The following is an 18,353-nucleotide window of genomic DNA, read 5'->3' as shown; positions in this document are numbered from 1 at the left end:
CGGTGCTGGACACACTGGCGGGGGCCGCTTCATCACGGGCGCGCGGGATTGCGAGCCCGAGTGATCTCAGGCTGCGAGCGCCAAGGGCGCGCGGGCGGTGGTGATGGCGGGGGCGGTTACGCTCAAGCGCTCCAGCGCGGCGGCGACGTTGTCCATCGCTGCGCCGAGATGTCTGACCCCGATCTCGTAGGGGCATGACCAAGATTGAACGTCGCGCTCAAGGCCAGCAACGTACCTAGCGAATGTAACGAGCTGCTCCATCGTCTCAATTGGGGTTTGGACGAAGGCCGCTGTGTCGACGCCGAAGCTCAGCCTCGCTTGGTAAAGTTGCTCGGCCTGAACCCTGAGCCCCGACATGCGCTTCGCCGGGACTGTGTTTTGGACCAATGCGATTAGTTCGGCTTGCGCAGCTTGGTGGGCGGCAATGGCCGCCTCGACCAGATCTAGCGGGCCGATCTCGGTGGCGCCGGCCAGGAACCAGGCGGCTTCAGCGGCCTCGGCGTCGGCGATGGTTTTGCGGCGGGCCATGGTCAGGCCTCGCCGGTGGTCAGGACGTTGCCGATCGCCCAGAGCAGGGCGAAGGCGCAGATCGGGAGGAAGGGGTATGCGTTCGAGAGCATGGTTCGTTTCCACCGCTTGAGGCGATGGATATTAAAGGCTGCCTTGAATTCTAAGTCAACAAGGCTGCCTTGATATTTTTCAAGCTCTCATCCGCGCGCCCTTCGGCCGGATCATCCGAAGCTCCACCAGCACCGCAAATGTTTGCCCTATCGCACCATCATTTAAAGTTACGCTTGGCACAGACTCATTGATTGCCTCGAGGCGTATTTTTAGGTTTCCGTGAGCATCTTCCCCTATCTGGCTATAGAGCCGGATTATCGGATTTATCATACCACCGTGTTCATATGTAATTGCAAACACTATATCGTCGTTTTGCGGATTAATAGCGGGGTCAAATATTAAGATATCTTCCTTTTGTATCATTGGAAACATACTGTCGTCATCCATTTCGAATGCAAAGCCCCTACCGATTAGCCTTCCGGTAGGAACAATCATCCCTTTCTTGAAATCTTCCGGCTCACCTCTGGCGATTGAAAATATTGAGAACGATAGAGCTTCAAGCTTATTCACAAATGGGACAGCGATAGCCAAGCTATCCTGCTTGTTCATGAAGATTATTTCATCATCTGTTCCAATATCGCCTTCAAGCCAACTGAAATCTACTTCCAGCAAGTTTGCTATAATATTCGTTTTAGCTAGCGTGAATTGAGGGTTTGATTTCTCCCATTGCCCAACCGCCTGGGGGGTTACCCCCATGGTGGTTCCAATTTCGCGCAGGGTGAGGCCCTTCTGAAGACGGGCTATTCGGAAGCGAGATCCAATCATGGGGTATTTCTAAAGCGGCGCTTGATCGCCGTCCATCAAGGCGGCATTGACGTTCTTTGAAAGGCATGCTTGAAGGTGGCATGGCTTCCGCTGATCATCCCCTTTGCCCTGTCTTCAAGGCAGCTGGCTCTGCAGCTTTGCTGGCGCGCAAAATGGGCGTCACGCCTCAGGCGGTTCACCAGTGGCGGAAAATCCCGCCTCTTCGGGTGCTGGAAGTCGAGCGCATAACAGGCATTTCTCGGAGCGACCTGCGGCCGGACCTGTATCCGATTGCCAAAGGAGCCAAGTCTGGGATGGCAGGGGTGAGCCTCTGATGTCTCCTTCACAACCCCATCCGCATGAGCGACTTGCTCACGTCGCCGAGGAGCGCGGCCGCACCGGTGCCGTTCGGTGTCCGGCCTCGGTCGTCGAGGCGGTTCGCCAGTTGCTCAAGCCGGTCATTGCCCGGCCCATCGGAGAGCACGGACATCAGATCCACGACGAGGACGGCGATAGCGTCGGCCAACATCGAACGGTCGCCGGCAGGGTCGCGCAAGGCTTTCGCCCCTATCGCAGGGGGGAGGCTCGTCATGCTGCTTAGTGCCTGGATGCGCACGGTACGTCTCACTAATCGGGAGTTGGCTGAGAAGATCGGCGGCATCTCCGCCGATGGCGTGAACAAGTTGCGCTACCGTCAGCGTGGCCCTTCGATCCGGGTTGCCGCCCGGCTCTTCGAGATCACGTCCGGCAAGGTCGGAATGGCCGACCTGATGCCCTGCAATAAGCCGAAGCAGGCGAAGGCCTCCGTTGCCGCGGAGGCCGATCGGGCATGACCTCGTCAGCGCCTCATTACGACCGTGCTCCTCTTGCCGCCGGCCATCGCCCCGCGAGAGCCGTATCCCTTGCTGTTTTGGCAGCCGTAGCCCTGCCCCTTCGACTTCGTCACTTCATTGATCGGCCGCGCGCCACTGCCCGCCAAGACATTGCGCATTGCCGTTCCCACCTCGCCGAGACCTTCGTTTCTGATCCGCATCCGTCCGTCTCCTGTCGCCGTGGTCGAGGGCCAATCGACCACGAAGGAGTTCCGAGGTGTCGGAAAGATCATCTGAGAATTCAGAAAGGCGCGATCGCATGAGCGCGGTTGTCGAAGCATCCGAGCTGGTCCAGGCGCTGGCCGGATCCGGGCGGCCTGGTGAAAGCGTGAAGGCTGCGATCCAGCGCGCGGCTCGCGCGGCTGGGATCGATTGCGGCTTGGCAAAAAGGCTGTGGTACGGCGAGGTCCGTCGGATCGATGCCGACCTCATGGACACACTCAGGGATGCGGCCAACACAAGAGCCGAGAAGGATGGTCGCAGTGCCTACAAACTACTCCTCGCCAGGATCGAGGCCTGCGAAGCGGCCCTTCGCCTTTCGGACGCGAACCAAGCTCGCGCAGTGGATCATGGAGTTGTCCGCCTCGCTGGCACTGAAGATCGCGCCATGGGTCGCGGGGCCCGCCAATGAGGAAGACGAAGAGCGATAACCGTCGACCGAAGCGTCACCCGCAAAAGCGCGAAGCCTCGCGGCTGCCCGTCGTCCCCGACGACTTCGAGGCCGTGACCGAGGCCGACCGCCGTTTCTTTGAGCGGCATCCCGCCCGGTCGCATCGCATCCGGCACACCTCAAGGGCTGAGCTGGCGCAGGCTGATCGGATCGACCACGCCCTGGACGCGCCGTTTCCAGGCTTCCGATGGTTCACGGTAATCCGGCAAGTAGCGCCCGGCGCGCGCGTCCGCGTGTACGTCCAGGCGCCGGAGCTCTGCGACACCGACGTCGCCGAAGAGATGGCTGCCCAAATCTATCGGGAGGTGGAGGGCCAGAATACACGCGACCTCACTGCCCGCCTCGTAGGCGCTCTAAAACAAGCGGGGGCTATGTGAGCACGACTAACCTCGAACGCCCGCCCAAGCCCTTCACCCCGCCGTTTGCGGGTCTTCCGGACATTCCCGCTATCCGTGTTCTGCAGGAGCAGAGCTGCTGGGTGTCGTGGGATTACACCTGGAAGGACGACAAGCAGAAATGGGACAAGCCGCCCATCAACCCGAACAACGGCTTCAGCGGTAAGGCGAACGACCCGCGGACGTGGGGGTCATACGATCTGGCCGTTCGGAGGACGCAGCGCGACAAGCTGGCCGGTGTCGGGTTCATGCTGTCGAAAGACGGCAAAGAGAGCGGGATCGACCTCGACAAATGCCGCGATCCGGAGACCGGCAAGCTGCAGGCGTGGGCGCAGGTCGCCGTCGACTTTGCCGAGACCTATACGGAGGTGTCGCCGTCAGGAATGGGCCTGCGGTTCTTTGTGAAGGGCAAGGTCGACGTTCGCAAGATCGATGCGGCTCAGGTCGAGATCTACAACGAAGACCGATACCTCACCGTGACCGGCCGGCATGTGCCCGGCACGCCGACGGAGATCCGCGAGGCCCCTCGCCTGCTCGCCTACCTGCAGGAACGAGCGGACCAGTTCAAAGCCGCCATCCGCGCAGCTGGGGAACGCATCCGCGAGCTGGACCGCAAGAAAGCCGAGAAGGCCGCTGAGAAGCAGGCCGAACGCGATGCTGCAGCGCCCCGAAAAGAAGGCGAGGATACCGATGCTGGTCCGAGCATCAGCGAACGTGCTTCCGCCTCTATCCGCCAAGCCGGCAGGATGGGGCAGTCAGTTGGCGACAAGGACAACGGCAAGAAGTTTTGGCGCGAAGTGAATACTCGCGCGCTGGCAAACCTGTCGGCATGGGTGCCGCTTGTCTTCCCAAGGGCTAAGTCGGCAACGGAAGGCGGCTATCGCGTCACGTCCCGTGACCTCGGTCGCGATCTCGAGGAGGATCTGTCCCTCCACCCGTCCGGTATCGTCGACTTCGGCGTCCATGACATGGGCGACCCTCGCGATGGCAAGCTCACGCCCATTCAGGTCGTGATCGACTACGACATGGCTGGCTCGGCCTCAGAGGCAGCCATCTGGCTCTGCGAGCGGACCGGCGTCGACCCCGAAAGCATCGGCTGGAAGAGCGGAAAGCGCGAGCGCAAAGCCCGCTCGGGCGCCCCGCTAAAGAACCGTGAGGAGCGGAAGAAGGACAAGGCCCATCCGGAGACGGGCGAGCAGCCTGACGCCGAAAGTCCGGACCAGGATCAGGCCGATCGCTTTACGGGTGACGGCCACCACGATCCGCAGGATCCCGATAAGGATGATCCGCGCCCCATCGTACGAGTGATCGCCGGTAAGGTGCCCGAGGCGACCGACCGGATGGAGCGGATCCTCCTTCGCGCTGGCGCCGAAATTTTTTCTCGTGCAGGCAGCCTTTCCCGTCCCGTCATCGACTCCGTACCCGCAGCAAAGGGCCGGATGACGACGGTGGCCCGTATGTGCCCACTGACGACAGTGTCGCTCGCCGACATGGCCGCTCGCATCATGCAGTTCCGGAAGTTCGATCAGCGCTCGGAGGATTGGGTCAACACCAACCCGCCGATCGAGCTGACCGCGACACTGCTGGCTCGCGAAGGCCAATGGCACGTGCCGGGCGTGGCGGGTGTCATCACGACCCCGATGCTGCGGCCGGACGGCTCACTGCTTTCGACCCCCGGCTACGATCCGGCGACTCGCTTGTTCCTAGCGCTCGATCCTGATTTCAGCATGCCCGACCTGCCGGAGCATCCGACCCGAGACGATGCCGAGCACGCCCTGGCGGATCTCGAGCAGCTTCTCATCGGCTTTCCCTTCGTCGACGAAGTCGACCGGTCGGTCGCGCTGGCTGGCATCCTCACCGCTGCCGTGCGAGGCGTCATTCCGACGGCTCCTCTCTGCGCGATCCGAGCGCACAGCCCTGGCACCGGCAAGAGCTTCCTGGTCGACCTCGCCTCGACCATAGCCACGGGCCGGCGCTGCCCCGTCATCGCGGCCGGCAAGACCGAGGAGGAGACCGAGAAGCGTCTAGGCGCCCTGCTCCGCGACGCGGTGCCCGTGGTCTCCATCGACAACGTCAACGGCGAGCTCGGCGGGGACATGCTGTGCCAGATGACGGAGCGGCCGCTCGTCCGCGTTCGCATTCTAGGCAAGTCCGAAGCGCCCGAGCTCGAATGCCGCTCGGCCGTATTCGCTACGGGCAACAACCTCACCCTCGTCGGCGACATGACCCGGCGTGCCATCCTTTGCACGCTGGACGCCAAGGTCGAGCGGCCCGAGCTTCGGGACTTCTCCTTCGATCCCGTCGCCAGGGTTATGGAGGACCGCGGACGATATGTGGCGGCGATCATCACCATCGTCCGCGCCTACCGGTCGTGTGGTTCGTCAAAGGTCTGCGGCCCCATCGGCTCCTATGAGGAATGGTCGGAGACCGTTCGCGCGCCCCTGATCTGGCTTGGACATGCCGATCCGGTTCGGAGCATGGAAGCGGCCAGAGAAGAGGATCCGGAGCTCTCGGCGATACGTGAGTTGTTCGGTCACTGGCAGGCGCACCTCACTGGCTCGCGGGGCTTCACCACCAACGTCATCATCCGCACGGCATGCGAAAAGGGGAACGGCGTCCAGTTCGACTACGGGACGCAGGACTTCATCGCACCGGAATTCCGCGATCTGCTCCTACGCCAAGCCGGCGAAGGCGGGGCGGTGAACAGCCGGCGCCTCGGCAAGTGGCTTTCTCGGATCAGCGGGCGGGTCGTCGACAATTCCTTCATCGAGATGAAGGCCGACGGCAGCAACGGCAACCGCTTCTGGCTGCGAGGGGCGGACGCGCCGCGGGCCCTATTGGACCCAATGTTCTGATGAGCGATAGTCCTAGTGCATTGTGAACGACGACAGTGGCTTCATAGCGCTTGAGTAGGCCTTTCCGGGAGCTGCGGTCACGGCCGTGCGCGAGGCCGGAGGCCGGATGAAGCACCGCGACCTCCTCCGCCGTCTGAACCACCGGATCAAGAACCGGGACCTCATCGATATCATGAAGGCCCTGGCGGAGGCGGAGCATTTGAGGGTCGATAAGGTGGTGCCGGATGGCGGTGGAACTCAGACGGTTTGGTACTCACTCGTGTGAATAGTGCTCACGCCGGTTGCGGCGTTAGGAACTTCGTAACCGGATACAGATTGAATTGACACGGGTCGATAGCAATGCCATCTGATCCGTTGAGAGGCGGAGCTTAGGCGCCGCGCTCATTCCGGGGCCCGTACCATCAGGTGCGGGCTTCCGCGTTTATAGCGGGCATTTCGCCTTGCTTCTGGACCGCGACTGAACGAGCATCATGTAATGCTCTTCGTTTATGTCGACGATTTCGGTCACTCCGGTCCTTATGTCAGCCGCTTAGATCCCCGACACAATACCAGCCCCGTTTATGGGTTCGCTGGCTTCGTGCTTCCTGCCGAGGAAGTGCGGGGGTTTTCGTCGTTCTTCCTGCAGTTAAAAGAGCACAATCTAGCTGGCGACGCGCTCAAGGCGCAGAAGCCAATTCATCGCTGGGAAAAGAAGGGTACGAACCTCTTCACCAAAAATTCGATCCAACGGTACCGTGCCGTTCGAGAGATGGGGTTCAGACTGCTTGGTGAGGTCCAGAAGCGCCGAGGGTTTGTGTTTTACCATGGCCGCGAGAAGGCGCGTGGTGATGAGGCGCGAAACCCTGTCGGGTTGCAGACAACGGTACTTTCCCACGCGATACGGCGGCTTGATCGCGCCGCGACACATGCCAATTCGCGCTTCGCTCTCGTTATGGATCAGTGCTCCGCCAAGCTGGATCTATTGGAGTGCGCGCAGAAGACGATGTTCGGATCCTCGCCGTGCCGAAACCTCGTCAGCCCGCCTTTCGAGGTGGAAAGTCATCTCGATCAATGCATGCAGGCTGCAGATTGGATTGCCACGCTCGTCGGCCGAGTTTGGGCTTGGCAGTTGGATCCGGAAGGCTTCGCTGAATATGCGGATTATGAGCGATACTACGGAGATCGACTGCGGCGTGCATCTGCCTTTAGCACCGTTGAGAAACGCAGCGACATTCACCGAAAGTTCGTGGTGAGGCCAAGCGCGATGTCCAGGGCAATCGTCGTTACGGAGCGGATCGAAACGGTCGTAGAGACGCAGACGATCATCGTGCAGCCTGCGAATTTGGATAGCCAATCCATGACCGCGCGCCGGCATCGCAGGCGCCGGGAGGAGCCTTGTTAGGCACCTCTAGCTAGATTTGGACCGTGAGGGCGTTTTGATCCGCCCCGGATCGAGTTGGATGGAAACGTAGGTGGTGGGAATGCGTGTCAAGATTTTTCAGGGTCATGGTTACGAGGGCATCCGGCAGCTGGAAGACGTTATTGACCGCTGGCTGAACGAACCTGAATTCGAAGATTATCGTGTAGTCAAAACCGAGCTGGTAGCGTCTTCCACCAGTGATGGCGGAAATACCGATCCTGCGGTCATCTCGTTCGTTTGGTACGATCTCAAGGAGGCGCCTTTCTAGGCCTTACCTCAGGCTCGCACCGCTTCATAATCCATCCCGCGTATACCCGACCGTTACCGCGGCGACTCTGCCAGGAGCCGCCGATGTCCCGAACCGATGGTCCTGACGGTCTGGCAAAAGCTGGACGTCGACGCTCGCGCTCAGATCAAGCTCTGAAGGCCAAACAAGCTGCGCTGCATTCTGCGCTGGCCAAGGTAGGGCTATAGAAAACGCACTAGATCAGTGCAGTAAGATCCTATCTTGGGATACATTGACCGTTCTAGCCACGAAACATAGGGGTTTAGGGGTTTATAGGGGTTTGTTTTATCCGACGCGTGGAAACTGTCAAACCTACTTCTGACAGTTTTTGGATACCGGCTGAAACAAACCCCTTGGAACCCCTAAACCCCTACTTTTGAGCGCCAGAGGCCTCTCCGCCCCTGGCTAGCCGAGGATTGGGGTGCATGAGCAATCGATCGAAGGGCAAGGGTCAACGCGTGAGGCAGCGTCGCCAGCTTCGAGAGCGGCGCCGATCCGAGCGCCGGGCATCTGCCGGTAGCGGTCCCAGCCTGGGGGCGCAGCCGAACGCGCGTAGCGCGGCGGTTCCGATCTGCGGCGTGGCCTCACCTACGATCGATCCGACGCTGCAATGGTTCATCGCCAAGACCACGCCTCGCATGGGCGACCGGGCGCTGGAGGCGCTACAGGCGGCCGAGGTGGTGACCTATCAGCCCCGTGCTTCGGAGGTCGTCGTGCGGCGCGGCCGGCGCGTTGTTCGTCGCACGCCCATGCTGATCCGGACGGTGTTCATCGGCGTGAAAGATGAGCCCCACCTTGCCGCCGCAAAGGATCAGCCGGGCGTTGCCGAAATCGTCTGCTACCCGGTCGAGGACAAGTCGCTGGAGGGCAACATCGCGGGAATGGTGCTCAAGCCCGCCCGCCTCGATGCCGAGGGGCTGCAGCGGTTCGTGGACCGGATCGCCAAGGGCGAGATCGTCGAGCCCGTTGGGGTGAAGGTGGGGCAAAGTGTGATGGTGATCGATGGCCCTTATGCATCGTTCCCGGCGACGGTGGATCACATCCTGTCCAACGACAGCGACGTCAGAGTGATCGTATCCGTCACCATGTTCGGGAAGGCATCGCCGGTCGAATTGAACATTGCGCAAATTCAGCCGTTAAGGTAGAACAAGCAACTAGACAGTTGCCGCCGTACTCTCCTCAGGCGAGGATCGACGTTAGGCCGCGACGGAGACGGGTTAGACCGCCTCTCCACTTTGTGGGCTGGTCCTGCAAGCCGTGCCCTCTAAGGGTATGGTCTTAGGCAGGTGGGCAGAACACCTTGATCTTGAACTCGCCCAACCGACGGTCCTTTGGCTGCTCACCGATCTTGATGAAGTCCTCGCCCACGATCTTTGCGCCGGGGCACTCGCCCTTCATCGCGTTGAGGGCTAGGCGCTCCCGGTCTTCCCTAATCTCGGCGTCATAGCCGGGCTGCCAGACATTCCGGACTGTCACCGTGTAGTCGAACGTAGCTGCGGTCGTCTTGTCGACGCGTAGCTCACCATGAGAGAGCATCATGTTCATTGATGCCCTCTCCGTGCATCCCGCCAGCGCGACGAGGCAGAGGGTAACAACCAGCTTCGATTTCATGGGTGCCCGATCCCCGAGTGAACGGACCACCTAACCGATGACCAGGCGCACCACCAAGTGGAGCCGAGACCGCAGCCACGACAAGGCGAGAGGGAGCCAGCCCTGGCGCTTATGGTATCGGACCCAACGCTGGAGGGAGAAGGCACTAGCCCAGATCGCGGCTCATCCGTTGTGCAATCGCTGCTCGACCGACCATCGGCCTGTCCCTGCGAGCGTCGCGAACCACGTCATCCCGCACAAGGGCAACGAGGCCCTGTTCTGGGAAGGCGAGCTAGAGAGCGTCTGTGCTCCTTGCCATGACGGCGCGATCCGATCCGAGGAGGCGAGAGGCCACCGCATCGGTGTGACGGTGGATGGGAGACCGAAAGACCCGGCGCATCCTTGGAACCGCAGGTAGGGGGTGGGGGCCTCGAAAGTCTGGGACCATTTCTTTCCCGACCAGCCGCTTCCCTCCCTTCGCACTGAACAGAATTTTCCGAATGGGGGTTTCGGCCCTCAAATCGAGATCCGCACCACGATCACCGCGAGGCGCTCCATGTTCGGCAGGTTCAACCGGCGACGTGAGGATGAGCAGAAGCGGCGACGCGAGGCAGAGGATCGCGCCCGCCGTGTGTCCTATGACAACGACACGAGCGGCGCTGGCGGTAGGTATCCCTGGCCGCTCGGCGTCTCCGGTGCCGGCGGCTACTCTCCGCACGCTGCAGACACGTCTCCCTGCTCGACAGACAGCGGCTCGTCCTCGTCGAGTGATAGTGGCTCGTGCGGCGGCGGGGACTGACCATGCAGCGCAACGATCTGCTGACGCTTCTCGACCGCGAGGCCGAGACCCTGGCCGACGAGAACAACCACTCGGCCGCCGGGCTCATGCGGGCCGCAGCCGCCGAAATTCGGCGCTGCATCGCTCCGGTGTTCATCCAGTGCCCATCTGTCCTGACGGCAGATGACATCGCGCGCATTCGCGCTGCGCTCAAGGATGCCGACCACCGCATGGGGTAGGCGCCACGAAATTAGCTCTCAGAGCTAACTTGCTAGCCCTCAGGGCTACTTCCAGCGGCAACACATGATGACCCTGAAAGCGATCCCCGGCGGCGAAGGCGTGCCGCCTACTCCCGACTGGTCTCAGACCTTCGTCGATGAGATCGACCTCGCGTTCGCGCATGAGGAATGGACCGCCGTCATCAACGAGATGTCCGGCCGGGGCATCCTCTCCATCGCGAACGGCCACGCCATCAAGCGGCTGGTCGAGTTCCGCGTTCAGTACGAACGCTCCGCGCGCCAACTTGCCGAGCAGGGTTCGATCGTCAAAGCCAAGCGGACAGGCGTCGCGCAGATCAACCCGGTGTGGACCGTGATGAAGCAGGCCGACGAGGCCGTGCGCACGCTCGAAGCCGAGCTCGGTCTCGCCCCCGTCCGCCGATCCAAGGCGATGAAGATCGAGAAGAAAACGAAGGTGGCACGTGCGGCGGACGCCTTCCTCAAGCCGGTTGCCGGCTGACCCGAGCACCACATGGGCCAGCGATGTCGTCGCCGGCCACATCCTTGCTGGCGAACTCGTCCGCCACGCTGCCGAGCGACACCTAAAGGATCTCCGCGACGGCGCGGCGCGCGGCCTTCATTGGGATCAGGATCGCGCGGCGCGCGCCCTGGCATTCCTGCCGGCGGTCCTCACGATCACGGCCGGGTCGAAGGCGGGCCAGCCATTCCACCCGTTGCCCTGGCACTCGTTCGTCATCGGCTCCCTGTTCGGGTGGCGGACGGCGAGCGGCCGGATGCGGTTCCGCAACGGCTGGCTAGAGACAGGGAAGGGCCAGGCGAAGTCACCGCTGATGGCGGCGGTCGGGCTCTACCTCATGGGCTGGTACGGCGTGCCTCGCTCCGAGGTCTATGCCATCGGCCAGGACAAGGCGACGGCGAACGTCCTGTTCGGCGACGCGGTCGCGATGTGCCGGGCCCCGATCCCCGGCGCCGAGGACGACAGCGACACGCTGGAGCAGCGAGGCGAGGTCGTCATCCGCGGCGAGGGCGACAACGCCTGGAAAATTGAGCACATCGAAACCGGGTCCAAGTTCCGCACCCTGGCGAATGGCGAGGCGGTCTCGGGGCCGCGCCCGACCGCCGTCCTTGCGGACGAGATCCACGAGTTCAGGGCCAGCACGGCGATTGAGACCTGGAAGCGCGCCATCGCCAAGATGCCCGGCGATGCGCTGATGCTCCTCGGCACGAACACACCGGCCACGTCCCAACTGGTCGGCACCGACTACAGCGAGTTCTATCAGAAGGTCGCCAAGGGCGAGATCAGGGACGACGAGGCGTTTGCCTTCGTGGCCCGCGTCGACAAGGCAGATCGAGAAACAGTCTTCGATAACGAGGCGTGCTGGGGCAAGGCCCTGCCGGCGCTCGGCATCACGTTCCCGCTCGAAAATATCAGGGGCGAGGTCAACACCGCCAAGCAGATGCTTTCCACCGCCCTTTCGGTGAAGCGGCTGTATTTTGGCATCCCGGTCGGCGCGACGGATTTCTGGATTGCCGAGGAGGCATGGGCCTCCGTCCAGGGCGAGGTCAACGTCGATGAGATGAAGGGTCGGCCTTGCTGGCTCTCCCTCGACCTGTCGAAGAAGAACGATCTTACCGCCCTCTCGGCGGTGTGGATCGGCGAGGACGGGCACCTCTACGTCAAGACTTGGTACTGGACGGTGAAGGACGGGATCGTCGATCGGTCTCGCCGCGACCAAGCCCCCTATGACGAATGGGCCCAGGCCGGGCAGATCGAAGCTGTCCCCGGATCCGTGATCGATAAGAGCTTCGTCGCCGCCGAGGTCGCAAAACTCGTGGCCGAGCACGAGGTCGAGTTCCTAGCGTTCGACCCGGCCGGCATGGCGGACTTCATCGCGGCCTGCGAGGACATTGGTCTCGCGGTGTGGCGCTGGAAGGGGGCCGACGAGCCCGAAGGCGAGGGGCTCAAGCTCGTCGCCCACGGCCAGGGCAACAAGGTCGTCTACGAGGACCGGCAGCTTGTCATGCCGCGGTCGATCGAGCGCCTGGAGGATCGCATCCTCACCAAGCGCATCACGATCGAAGACTCGCCCGTTACCTACGCCTGCGCTGCCAATGCGCAGATGTCGCCGGACGGCCAGGGCAATCGAGCTTTCGACAAGAAGCGGTCGCGAGGCCGGATAGACGGCATCGTCACAATCGCCATGGGCGTGGGAGCAGCCACCATGAACGAAGAGGCGGCTCCCTTCGACCCAGACGCCTGGATCGCGAGCTACGCATGAAATGGCTACGCCGCCTTTTCGTCGCCGACGGAGGGAAGGACATTGAGCCGTGGAAGTCGGGGCAGGCCTCGACCGAGAACGGTGATAATTTCCGGACCAACCAAGTCACTGTCGCGGACTATCGCGATGCCCGTGTCGCCAATGGCAACGCGGCGGTGGGCCTCTCCGCGACCTGGGCCTGCGTTCAGCTCATCGCTGGCACAATCGCGTCTCTGCCGCTCATGGTCTACCGCACGGATGCGCGCGGGGTTCGCACCGTGGCGCGCGACCATCCGCTGTATTTCGTCCTCCACGACAGCCCGAACTATGACCTCACGGCCGTCGATTTTTGGGAGTTCATGGCGGCCAGTATCGAGCTGCAGGGCAATGCCTATGCGGTCATCGAGCGTCGTTCGGGCGGCGTCATTAATGCGATGAACCCGATCCGCCCGGATCTGGTGACCGCGCGCCGCCGAGACGACGGCGATATCGAGTACGCCTGGACGGAGAACGGTCGGCGCGTCGTGAAGACGAGCAAGGACGTTCTGCATATCCGCGGCTCAATGGGCGATGCTCTCTCGGGCGCTTCTACCCTGGCGGTCTGCCGCGATGTCTTTCGCGATGCACTGGCTGCGGAGATTGCGGCCGGCGCGATGTTCGAGAACGGGATCAACGCCAGCGGCGTCCTGTCGACCCCGGATACGGTGCGCCTCAACAAAGAACAGCGCGACGAATTGGAGCAAAAGCTCCGCGAAAAGTACATGGGTAGCGTCAGGCAAGGCGTCCCCATGTTGCTCGATGGTGGGCTTAAATGGGTTCCGCTGTCGATCAACCCTGTCGATGCCCAGATGCTTGAGAGCCGCAAGTATAGCGGCGAGCAGGTGTGCCGGCTCTTCGGCGTTCCGCCTGCGATGGTGGGCTTCGGAGACAAGGCATCGAATTGGGGTACCGGCAAAGAGACCGATGTCCTCGGCTTTCAGAAGTTCACCCTCCGCAAGCGCCTGAAGCGGATTGAGCAGGCGTTGCTGAAGCAGCTCGTCCCTTTGGCCGAGCGCCGCGACCAGGGCCTGACGATAGAGTTCAACTTCGAGGGGCTGCTCCGGGCGGACACCACCAGCCGGTACGAAGCCTATGAGAAGGCAATCCGTATGGGCATCGCGACGCGCAACGAGTGCCGCGCGCTTGAGAACCTGCCGCCGGTCGAGGGCGGTGATGTCGTGACGGTGCAGATGCAGGACGTGCCGCTCGCCAGCATCATCAAGCCTCCCGCCGAGCCGACCGCTTAGGAATTCCCGATGAACAAGCGCACCGCCCCGGTTCTTGAGATCAAGGCGCTCAAAGAGAGCGGCGAGTTCGAGGGCTACGGCTCCACGTTCGGTGGGGATCCGGACGCCTATGGCGATGTGATTGCCGCGGGCGCCTACGCTGACAGCCTCGCCGCGCACCGGGCCAAGGGCACGATGCCTAAGCTGTTCTGGCAGCACAACGCGGACGAGCCGATCGGCAAATGGCTGGACGCCGTCGAGGATGAGCGCGGGCTGCTCATGCGGGGCAAGCTCAACATGGAGGTGCAGCGCGGGCGGGAAGCCCATGCGCTGCTCAAGGCCGGCGACATTGACGGCCTGTCCATCGGCTACCGGATCAAATCCTACAGCGTCAACACCGATACCGGGGTCTGGACCCTCGAAAAGCTGGACCTCGTCGAGGTCAGCATCGTGTCGGTCGGCGCGAACGACAATGCGGTCGTGCAGAGCGTGAAGGCCGCCAAGGCCGCGCACGACCTTAACGAGAAGCTGAAGGCCGGGGACCGGCTGACAGAGCGAGAGTTCGAGGTCTGGCTCAAGGGGCTGGGCTTCTCGAACTCGCAGGCGGAGCGCGCCGCGCGCCTCCATCTGAAGGGGCAGGGGGAACCTGCCGACGCGGCTGACGAAGCGCTCGCATTCCTGCGCGCACTCCGGGCCTGAGAGGCTCACAGCAACAAATTGGAGGTTCCCATGTCGGAACATAAGAGCGCGGCCGATCTGGCTGCGGAGGTTAAGCGCGACTTCGAGACGAAGCACGACAAGGTCAAGGAGATTGCCGAGAAGGCGCTCGCCGAGGCTGAGAAGGGCGTCACCGCGTCCGGCACCACCAAGGATCTGGCAGATCAGGCCATCGCCGGCATGAACGAGGCCAAGGCCCGTCTCGACGAGATGGACCAGAAGATGGCCCGTCGTGGCGAGCAGGGCGACCGCCACCTCACCGCAGGCGAGCGCTTCGTCGAGGACGAGGCATTCAAGAGCTTCGCCGGCCAGACCCGCCCGCGCGGTCGCGCCATCGTCGAGGTCAAGGACATCACGTCGCTGACCACCGACGCTGCCGGCTCGGCAGGCGCCCTGGTCAACTCGGATCGGCGCGGCCTTCAGGTGGAGCTGCCGCAGCGCCGCCTGACCGTCCGTTCGCTTCTTCTGCCGGGCCAGACCGCCAGCAATGCGATCGAGTACGAGCAGGAGAAGCTGTTCACGAACGCCGCCGCGCCGGTTGCTGAAGGTGCCGCCAAGCCGCAGTCCGAGCTGCAGTTCGAGGACAAGACGGCGACCGTGCGCACCATCGCGCACTGGATCAGGGCGTCGGTCCAGATCCTGGCGGACGCCCCGGCGATGCGGTCGATCATCGACCAGCGCCTCCGGTTCGGTCTGGGCCTCACCGAGGAGAACCAGCTTCTTAACGGATCTGGCGTCGGCCAGAACCTGACCGGCCTTGTGACCGCCGCCACCGCCTACGCGGCGCCTGGCAGCCTCGTGGCGACCACTCAGGTGGACATCATCCGCCTGATGATCCTGCAGTCTGCTCTCGCTGAGTTCCCGCCGAACGGGATCGTGCTCAACCCGATCGACTGGGCAGCGATCGAGATGGGGAAGGACACGCAGGGCCGCTACATCATCGGCAATCCGCAGGGCACCATCTCGCCGACCCTTTGGGGTCTGCCGGTGGTCGCCACGCAGGCGATGGGCGTCGACAAGGCGCTCGTCGGCGCCTTCAATCTCGCGGCCCAGATCTTCGACCGTCAGGACGCGACGGTCGATGTCTCGACTGAGGACGGGGACAACTTCACCCGCAACAAGGTCACCATCCGCGCGGAGGAGCGCCTGGCGCTCGCCATCTATCGCCCGCAGGCCATCGTCTACGGCGACCTCGGCCGCGTCGCGTAACCCGGTCGGCTAATGCAGGCGGGCGGCTTCGGCCGCCCGCTCCATGAGCTGAAAGGAGACGGACTATGATCAAAGCAATTCTGCTCAAGCCCCTCGATGGCGACCCGGTGGGCAGCGAGCGCGAGTTCGATAAGCTCGACTTCGAGCGACTGGAGGGAATGCGCGCTGTCCGCGCCGCTGCGGGCGCCAGCGCCAAAGCTGCGCCGCCGGTCCTCAACAAGGCTGCGCCGCTGGCTGCCAATAAGGCTGCGCCAGCACTGGCAACGAAGGCGGCCGATAAGGCCTGACCATGCGCGCTGTCGTCGTCACTCCGTCCGACCCAATTGTCTCTCTGGCGCAGGCGAAGAAGCATCTGCGTGTCGAGCATGGTGATGATGACGATTACATCGCCGACCTTGTCGCCGTGGCGACAGGCTGGCTCGATGCGCCGGACGGCTGGCTGGGTCGCGCGCTCGGCCTGCAGACGCTTGAGATGGTGGTTCCTGCCCGTCTCTGGTCCAGGGATCGCCAATTGCCATTCCCGCCGCTGGTCGAGATCGTCAGTGTGACCGCCTCGGACGATGGAGAAACCACCGTCGTCCGGTTCAAGGCTGGGCACGATTTCGCGGGCAATGGCGACGAAAAGAGGTGGCTCGGCCCGGCGCCTATCCGTCACGCGATCCTGCTTATGGTCGGCCATCTGTACGGCAACCGCGAAGCAGTCAGCACGTCAGCGGCGAAGCCCGAACAGCTTCCGCTTGGCGTCGATGCCCTTCTCTCGCCCTTCCGCGTGATGAGCGTCTGATGCCCGGCAGCGGCGATCTGGTCGAGCGCATCAGCCTGGGCAAGCGCGGGGGCACCGAAGATGCCTACGGCAACACCATCCCCGGCGACTTCGAGGCGAAGTTTGAGCGGCGCGCTCAGTTCATCATGAAACCGGGCAGCGAGGCGGTCCTCGCCGCGCGCCTGCAGGGCCAGCAGCCGGTCACGATCATCGTCCGGTTCGACAGCGAGACATCGGCGGTGACCCCGGAATGGGAGGTCGTCGATCTCCGCACGAACGCGATCTACTCGATCCAGGCTGCGGCCGACATGGATCGCAAGCGCCAGTGGTGGACGATGGTCTGCGTGGCAGGCGAGGCGCCATGAGCGATCCGAGCCTCGACCTACAAGGCGCCATCGTCGCCGCCCTTAAGGCCGACCCTGCGGTGACGGCGCTCATCTCCGGACGCGTTTACGACCAGGTGCCGCCCCAGGCTGCCTTCCCCTACGTCACCGTCGGCGAGGACCAGACCCTGCCGGCCTGGGCCGATTGCTACGATGGGGCGGACGTCATCCTGACCCTCCACGCATGGTCGCGGGCCGTCGGCTACCCCGAGGTAAAACGACTTGCTGCGGCGGTCAGCGCGGCGCTCGACGGCGTGGAAGTGACCATCGAGACCATCCGGCTCGTCGACCTTTCATGGACGGGCTCGCGCTTCCTTCGAGATCCGGACGGCAACACCCGCCACGCCGTGATCGGTTTCCGGGCTCTGACTGAACCGACCTGACCCCACATCTACCTGGAGACCTGACATGGCCCGCCCGCAGACCCTTGCTTCGTCCAAGCTGCTCATCAAACTGAGCACCGCCGCCGCTCCGACGGTGTTCGCGCCTCAATGCGGCATCAACTCGAAGAGCTTCAACCGCTCGGCCGAGTCCAAGGATTTCGCGGTCTACGACTGCGACGACCTCGACGCGCCGGCCTGGCTGGAGCGAGAGGTCTCCACCCTGCAGTCCGATGTCAGCGGCAATGGCTGGCTCGTCTTGTCGGGCGCGGATCGGTGGGACGATTGGCTGGAGAAGGGCGACAGCCGCCCGGTCCAGATCGAGATCAACGGCACCCGGACCTACCAGGGCAATTACAAGCTGACGAAGCTCAACTACGGCGCCGAGGAGAAGGACCGCATCAAGGTCGAGGTCGGCCTGTCCAGCGACGGCCCCGTCACCCGTGTGGCTCCGGTGACCCCGTGAGCGGAGACGGCTCCGTCACCCTCCCCTTTGCGGATGGCGAGTATCGGTTTCGGCTCGCCATCGGCGAACTGCGGATGCTTCAGCAATCCGTGAACGTCGCCCGCATCGAGGCGGGTGAGAAGCCGGTCGGCCCTCGTCGGCTCCTCGAAGACATGGGCGCCGGTTCCTGGTGGATCGACGACGCCCGCGAGACCATTCGGCTCGGCCTCATCGGTGGCGGGGTAGAGCCGGCGAAGGCCGTTCGCCTCGTCCGCCAGTATGCCGACCCGCCTCGGTTGATCCGCGGCAGCCTCGTCCTCGCAAGGGCTATCCTGATCGCGTCGCTGATCGGCGAACCGGATGATCCCGTCGAGGGAAACGGATCGACGGAGAAGGCCACGACCGAGGCGACGATGACCGCCTCGCCTTCTCCGATTTCTATGCCACCGGCGGCGCCATCGGCTGGTCAAGCCGAGACGTAGAC

Annotated in this window: 25 protein-coding genes; 20 read left to right on the top strand and 5 right to left on the bottom strand. The window is 63.1% G+C overall.

Annotated features, from left to right (window positions below):
- Window positions 1-66: 66 nt before the first annotated feature.
- Together FPV16_RS09925 and FPV16_RS09920 are read right to left on the bottom strand one after the other, a co-directional pair.
- Window positions 67-528, bottom strand: a complete 462-nt coding sequence (locus FPV16_RS09925; RefSeq protein WP_227438043.1) for a hypothetical protein — start codon at window positions 526-528, stop codon at window positions 67-69.
- A 171-nt stretch (window positions 529-699) separates the two neighbouring features.
- Window positions 700-1,386 carry a LexA family transcriptional regulator gene (locus FPV16_RS09920; RefSeq protein WP_227438042.1) on the bottom strand — a complete coding sequence of 229 codons (687 nt, stop codon included), beginning with the start codon at window positions 1,384-1,386 and terminating at the stop codon, window positions 700-702.
- 65 nt (window positions 1,387-1,451) lie between these two features.
- On the opposite strand from FPV16_RS09920, the gene FPV16_RS09915 reads away from it, so the two are divergent.
- Window positions 1,452-1,700, top strand: a complete 249-nt coding sequence (locus FPV16_RS09915) for a transcriptional regulator (RefSeq protein ID WP_319802231.1) — start codon at window positions 1,452-1,454, stop codon at window positions 1,698-1,700.
- An 8-nt stretch (window positions 1,701-1,708) separates the two neighbouring features.
- Here FPV16_RS09915 and FPV16_RS09910 read toward each other — a convergent pair whose 3' ends face one another.
- Complete coding sequence (locus tag FPV16_RS09910) at window positions 1,709-1,894, bottom strand: hypothetical protein (protein ID WP_227438041.1); 186 nt, start codon at window positions 1,892-1,894, stop codon at window positions 1,709-1,711.
- A gap of 61 nt (window positions 1,895-1,955) precedes the next feature.
- On the opposite strand from FPV16_RS09910, the gene FPV16_RS09905 reads away from it, so the two are divergent.
- Window positions 1,956-2,198, top strand: a complete 243-nt coding sequence (locus FPV16_RS09905) for a hypothetical protein (RefSeq protein WP_227438040.1) — start codon at window positions 1,956-1,958, stop codon at window positions 2,196-2,198.
- A 5-nt stretch (window positions 2,199-2,203) separates the two neighbouring features.
- Here the strand turns inward: FPV16_RS09905 and FPV16_RS09900 are convergent, their stop codons facing one another.
- Window positions 2,204-2,398: a hypothetical protein gene (locus tag FPV16_RS09900; protein ID WP_227438039.1), complete on the bottom strand. Its 195-nt coding sequence runs from the start codon at window positions 2,396-2,398 to the stop codon at window positions 2,204-2,206.
- A gap of 98 nt (window positions 2,399-2,496) precedes the next feature.
- On the opposite strand from FPV16_RS09900, the gene FPV16_RS09895 reads away from it, so the two are divergent.
- The 6 genes from FPV16_RS09895 to FPV16_RS09870 all read left to right on the top strand — a co-directional run bounded on the left by FPV16_RS09895 (window position 2,497) and on the right by FPV16_RS09870 (window position 8,987).
- Entirely contained in the window at window positions 2,497-2,868 is a 372-nt protein-coding gene (locus FPV16_RS09895) for a hypothetical protein (protein WP_227438038.1), read from the top strand.
- Between the two features lie 226 nt (window positions 2,869-3,094).
- Window positions 3,095-6,157 (top strand): hypothetical protein, encoded by a 3,063-nt coding sequence (locus tag FPV16_RS09890; RefSeq protein WP_227438037.1) that lies wholly within the window; start codon window positions 3,095-3,097, stop codon window positions 6,155-6,157.
- Between the two features lie 106 nt (window positions 6,158-6,263).
- Entirely contained in the window at window positions 6,264-6,422 is a 159-nt protein-coding gene (locus FPV16_RS09885; RefSeq protein WP_227438036.1) for a hypothetical protein, read from the top strand.
- Between the two features lie 210 nt (window positions 6,423-6,632).
- Window positions 6,633-7,538, top strand: coding sequence for a DUF3800 domain-containing protein (locus tag FPV16_RS09880; protein WP_227438035.1), 906 nt, complete (start codon window positions 6,633-6,635; stop codon window positions 7,536-7,538).
- Window positions 7,539-7,617: 79 nt separating this feature from the next.
- On the top strand, window positions 7,618-7,824 hold the full coding sequence (locus FPV16_RS09875; protein ID WP_227438034.1) for a hypothetical protein: 207 nt from the start codon (window positions 7,618-7,620) through the stop codon (window positions 7,822-7,824).
- A gap of 443 nt (window positions 7,825-8,267) precedes the next feature.
- Window positions 8,268-8,987, top strand: a complete 720-nt coding sequence (locus tag FPV16_RS09870) for a transcription termination/antitermination NusG family protein (RefSeq protein ID WP_413629246.1) — start codon at window positions 8,268-8,270, stop codon at window positions 8,985-8,987.
- A 133-nt stretch (window positions 8,988-9,120) separates the two neighbouring features.
- Here FPV16_RS09870 and FPV16_RS09865 read toward each other — a convergent pair whose 3' ends face one another.
- Window positions 9,121-9,453 carry a hypothetical protein gene (locus FPV16_RS09865; RefSeq protein ID WP_227438032.1) on the bottom strand — a complete coding sequence of 111 codons (333 nt, stop codon included), beginning with the start codon at window positions 9,451-9,453 and terminating at the stop codon, window positions 9,121-9,123.
- 780 nt (window positions 9,454-10,233) lie between these two features.
- Here FPV16_RS09865 and FPV16_RS09860 point away from each other — a divergent pair.
- From FPV16_RS09860 to FPV16_RS09805, 12 genes are all read left to right on the top strand, one after another.
- Entirely contained in the window at window positions 10,234-10,449 is a 216-nt protein-coding gene (locus FPV16_RS09860; protein WP_227438031.1) for a hypothetical protein, read from the top strand.
- Window positions 10,450-10,513: 64 nt separating this feature from the next.
- Window positions 10,514-10,948, top strand: coding sequence for a P27 family phage terminase small subunit (locus FPV16_RS09855; protein WP_227438030.1), 435 nt, complete (start codon window positions 10,514-10,516; stop codon window positions 10,946-10,948).
- Window positions 10,911-12,728 (top strand): terminase large subunit, encoded by a 1,818-nt coding sequence (locus tag FPV16_RS09850; protein ID WP_227438029.1) that lies wholly within the window; start codon window positions 10,911-10,913, stop codon window positions 12,726-12,728. The genes FPV16_RS09855 and FPV16_RS09850 overlap by 38 nt, the downstream gene beginning before the upstream one ends.
- Window positions 12,725-13,993: a phage portal protein gene (locus FPV16_RS09845; RefSeq protein ID WP_227438028.1), complete on the top strand. Its 1,269-nt coding sequence runs from the start codon at window positions 12,725-12,727 to the stop codon at window positions 13,991-13,993. The genes FPV16_RS09850 and FPV16_RS09845 overlap by 4 nt, the downstream gene beginning before the upstream one ends.
- Before the next feature lie 9 nt (window positions 13,994-14,002).
- On the top strand, window positions 14,003-14,671 hold the full coding sequence (locus FPV16_RS09840) for an HK97 family phage prohead protease (protein WP_227438027.1): 669 nt from the start codon (window positions 14,003-14,005) through the stop codon (window positions 14,669-14,671).
- 30 nt (window positions 14,672-14,701) lie between these two features.
- Window positions 14,702-15,898 (top strand): phage major capsid protein, encoded by a 1,197-nt coding sequence (locus FPV16_RS09835; RefSeq protein WP_227438026.1) that lies wholly within the window; start codon window positions 14,702-14,704, stop codon window positions 15,896-15,898.
- A 65-nt stretch (window positions 15,899-15,963) separates the two neighbouring features.
- Window positions 15,964-16,185, top strand: coding sequence for a hypothetical protein (locus FPV16_RS09830; protein WP_227438025.1), 222 nt, complete (start codon window positions 15,964-15,966; stop codon window positions 16,183-16,185).
- Between the two features lie 2 nt (window positions 16,186-16,187).
- Window positions 16,188-16,682, top strand: coding sequence for a head-tail connector protein (locus FPV16_RS09825; RefSeq protein WP_227438024.1), 495 nt, complete (start codon window positions 16,188-16,190; stop codon window positions 16,680-16,682).
- Window positions 16,682-17,026: a phage head closure protein gene (locus FPV16_RS09820; protein ID WP_227438023.1), complete on the top strand. Its 345-nt coding sequence runs from the start codon at window positions 16,682-16,684 to the stop codon at window positions 17,024-17,026. The genes FPV16_RS09825 and FPV16_RS09820 overlap by 1 nt, the downstream gene beginning before the upstream one ends.
- Window positions 17,023-17,427 carry a DUF3168 domain-containing protein gene (locus FPV16_RS09815; protein WP_227438022.1) on the top strand — a complete coding sequence of 135 codons (405 nt, stop codon included), beginning with the start codon at window positions 17,023-17,025 and terminating at the stop codon, window positions 17,425-17,427. Before FPV16_RS09820 ends, FPV16_RS09815 begins: the two co-directional genes overlap by 4 nt.
- A gap of 25 nt (window positions 17,428-17,452) precedes the next feature.
- Window positions 17,453-17,890, top strand: a complete 438-nt coding sequence (locus FPV16_RS09810) for a phage tail tube protein (RefSeq protein ID WP_227438021.1) — start codon at window positions 17,453-17,455, stop codon at window positions 17,888-17,890.
- Entirely contained in the window at window positions 17,887-18,351 is a 465-nt protein-coding gene (locus tag FPV16_RS09805) for a gene transfer agent family protein (RefSeq protein WP_227438020.1), read from the top strand. The genes FPV16_RS09810 and FPV16_RS09805 overlap by 4 nt, the downstream gene beginning before the upstream one ends.
- Window positions 18,352-18,353: the final 2 nt, after the last annotated feature.

The sequence above is a fragment of the Methylobacterium sp. W2 genome (assembly GCF_020662345.1).
Taxonomy (GTDB): domain Bacteria; phylum Pseudomonadota; class Alphaproteobacteria; order Rhizobiales; family Beijerinckiaceae; genus Methylobacterium.
The sequence above is the reverse complement of the archived record's forward strand: the minus strand, read 5'-3'. Positions and strand labels throughout refer to the sequence as shown.

Coding starts and splice junctions, on each gene's coding strand:
- FPV16_RS09925 (WP_227438043.1), bottom strand. CDS start 528: ATGGCCCGCCGCAAAACCATCGCCGACGCCGAGGCCGCTGAAGCCGCC.
- FPV16_RS09920 (WP_227438042.1), bottom strand. CDS start 1,386: ATGATTGGATCTCGCTTCCGAATAGCCCGTCTTCAGAAGGGCCTCACC.
- FPV16_RS09915 (WP_319802231.1), top strand. CDS start 1,452: ATGCTTGAAGGTGGCATGGCTTCCGCTGATCATCCCCTTTGCCCTGTC.
- FPV16_RS09910 (WP_227438041.1), bottom strand. CDS start 1,894: ATGTTGGCCGACGCTATCGCCGTCCTCGTCGTGGATCTGATGTCCGTG.
- FPV16_RS09905 (WP_227438040.1), top strand. CDS start 1,956: ATGCTGCTTAGTGCCTGGATGCGCACGGTACGTCTCACTAATCGGGAG.
- FPV16_RS09900 (WP_227438039.1), bottom strand. CDS start 2,398: ATGCGGATCAGAAACGAAGGTCTCGGCGAGGTGGGAACGGCAATGCGC.
- FPV16_RS09895 (WP_227438038.1), top strand. CDS start 2,497: ATGAGCGCGGTTGTCGAAGCATCCGAGCTGGTCCAGGCGCTGGCCGGA.
- FPV16_RS09890 (WP_227438037.1), top strand. CDS start 3,095: ATGGTTCACGGTAATCCGGCAAGTAGCGCCCGGCGCGCGCGTCCGCGT.
- FPV16_RS09885 (WP_227438036.1), top strand. CDS start 6,264: ATGAAGCACCGCGACCTCCTCCGCCGTCTGAACCACCGGATCAAGAAC.
- FPV16_RS09880 (WP_227438035.1), top strand. CDS start 6,633: ATGCTCTTCGTTTATGTCGACGATTTCGGTCACTCCGGTCCTTATGTC.
- FPV16_RS09875 (WP_227438034.1), top strand. CDS start 7,618: ATGCGTGTCAAGATTTTTCAGGGTCATGGTTACGAGGGCATCCGGCAG.
- FPV16_RS09870 (WP_413629246.1), top strand. CDS start 8,268: ATGAGCAATCGATCGAAGGGCAAGGGTCAACGCGTGAGGCAGCGTCGC.
- FPV16_RS09865 (WP_227438032.1), bottom strand. CDS start 9,453: ATGAAATCGAAGCTGGTTGTTACCCTCTGCCTCGTCGCGCTGGCGGGA.
- FPV16_RS09860 (WP_227438031.1), top strand. CDS start 10,234: ATGCAGCGCAACGATCTGCTGACGCTTCTCGACCGCGAGGCCGAGACC.
- FPV16_RS09855 (WP_227438030.1), top strand. CDS start 10,514: ATGATGACCCTGAAAGCGATCCCCGGCGGCGAAGGCGTGCCGCCTACT.
- FPV16_RS09845 (WP_227438028.1), top strand. CDS start 12,725: ATGAAATGGCTACGCCGCCTTTTCGTCGCCGACGGAGGGAAGGACATT.
- FPV16_RS09840 (WP_227438027.1), top strand. CDS start 14,003: ATGAACAAGCGCACCGCCCCGGTTCTTGAGATCAAGGCGCTCAAAGAG.
- FPV16_RS09835 (WP_227438026.1), top strand. CDS start 14,702: ATGTCGGAACATAAGAGCGCGGCCGATCTGGCTGCGGAGGTTAAGCGC.
- FPV16_RS09830 (WP_227438025.1), top strand. CDS start 15,964: ATGATCAAAGCAATTCTGCTCAAGCCCCTCGATGGCGACCCGGTGGGC.
- FPV16_RS09825 (WP_227438024.1), top strand. CDS start 16,188: ATGCGCGCTGTCGTCGTCACTCCGTCCGACCCAATTGTCTCTCTGGCG.
- FPV16_RS09820 (WP_227438023.1), top strand. CDS start 16,682: ATGCCCGGCAGCGGCGATCTGGTCGAGCGCATCAGCCTGGGCAAGCGC.
- FPV16_RS09815 (WP_227438022.1), top strand. CDS start 17,023: ATGAGCGATCCGAGCCTCGACCTACAAGGCGCCATCGTCGCCGCCCTT.
- FPV16_RS09810 (WP_227438021.1), top strand. CDS start 17,453: ATGGCCCGCCCGCAGACCCTTGCTTCGTCCAAGCTGCTCATCAAACTG.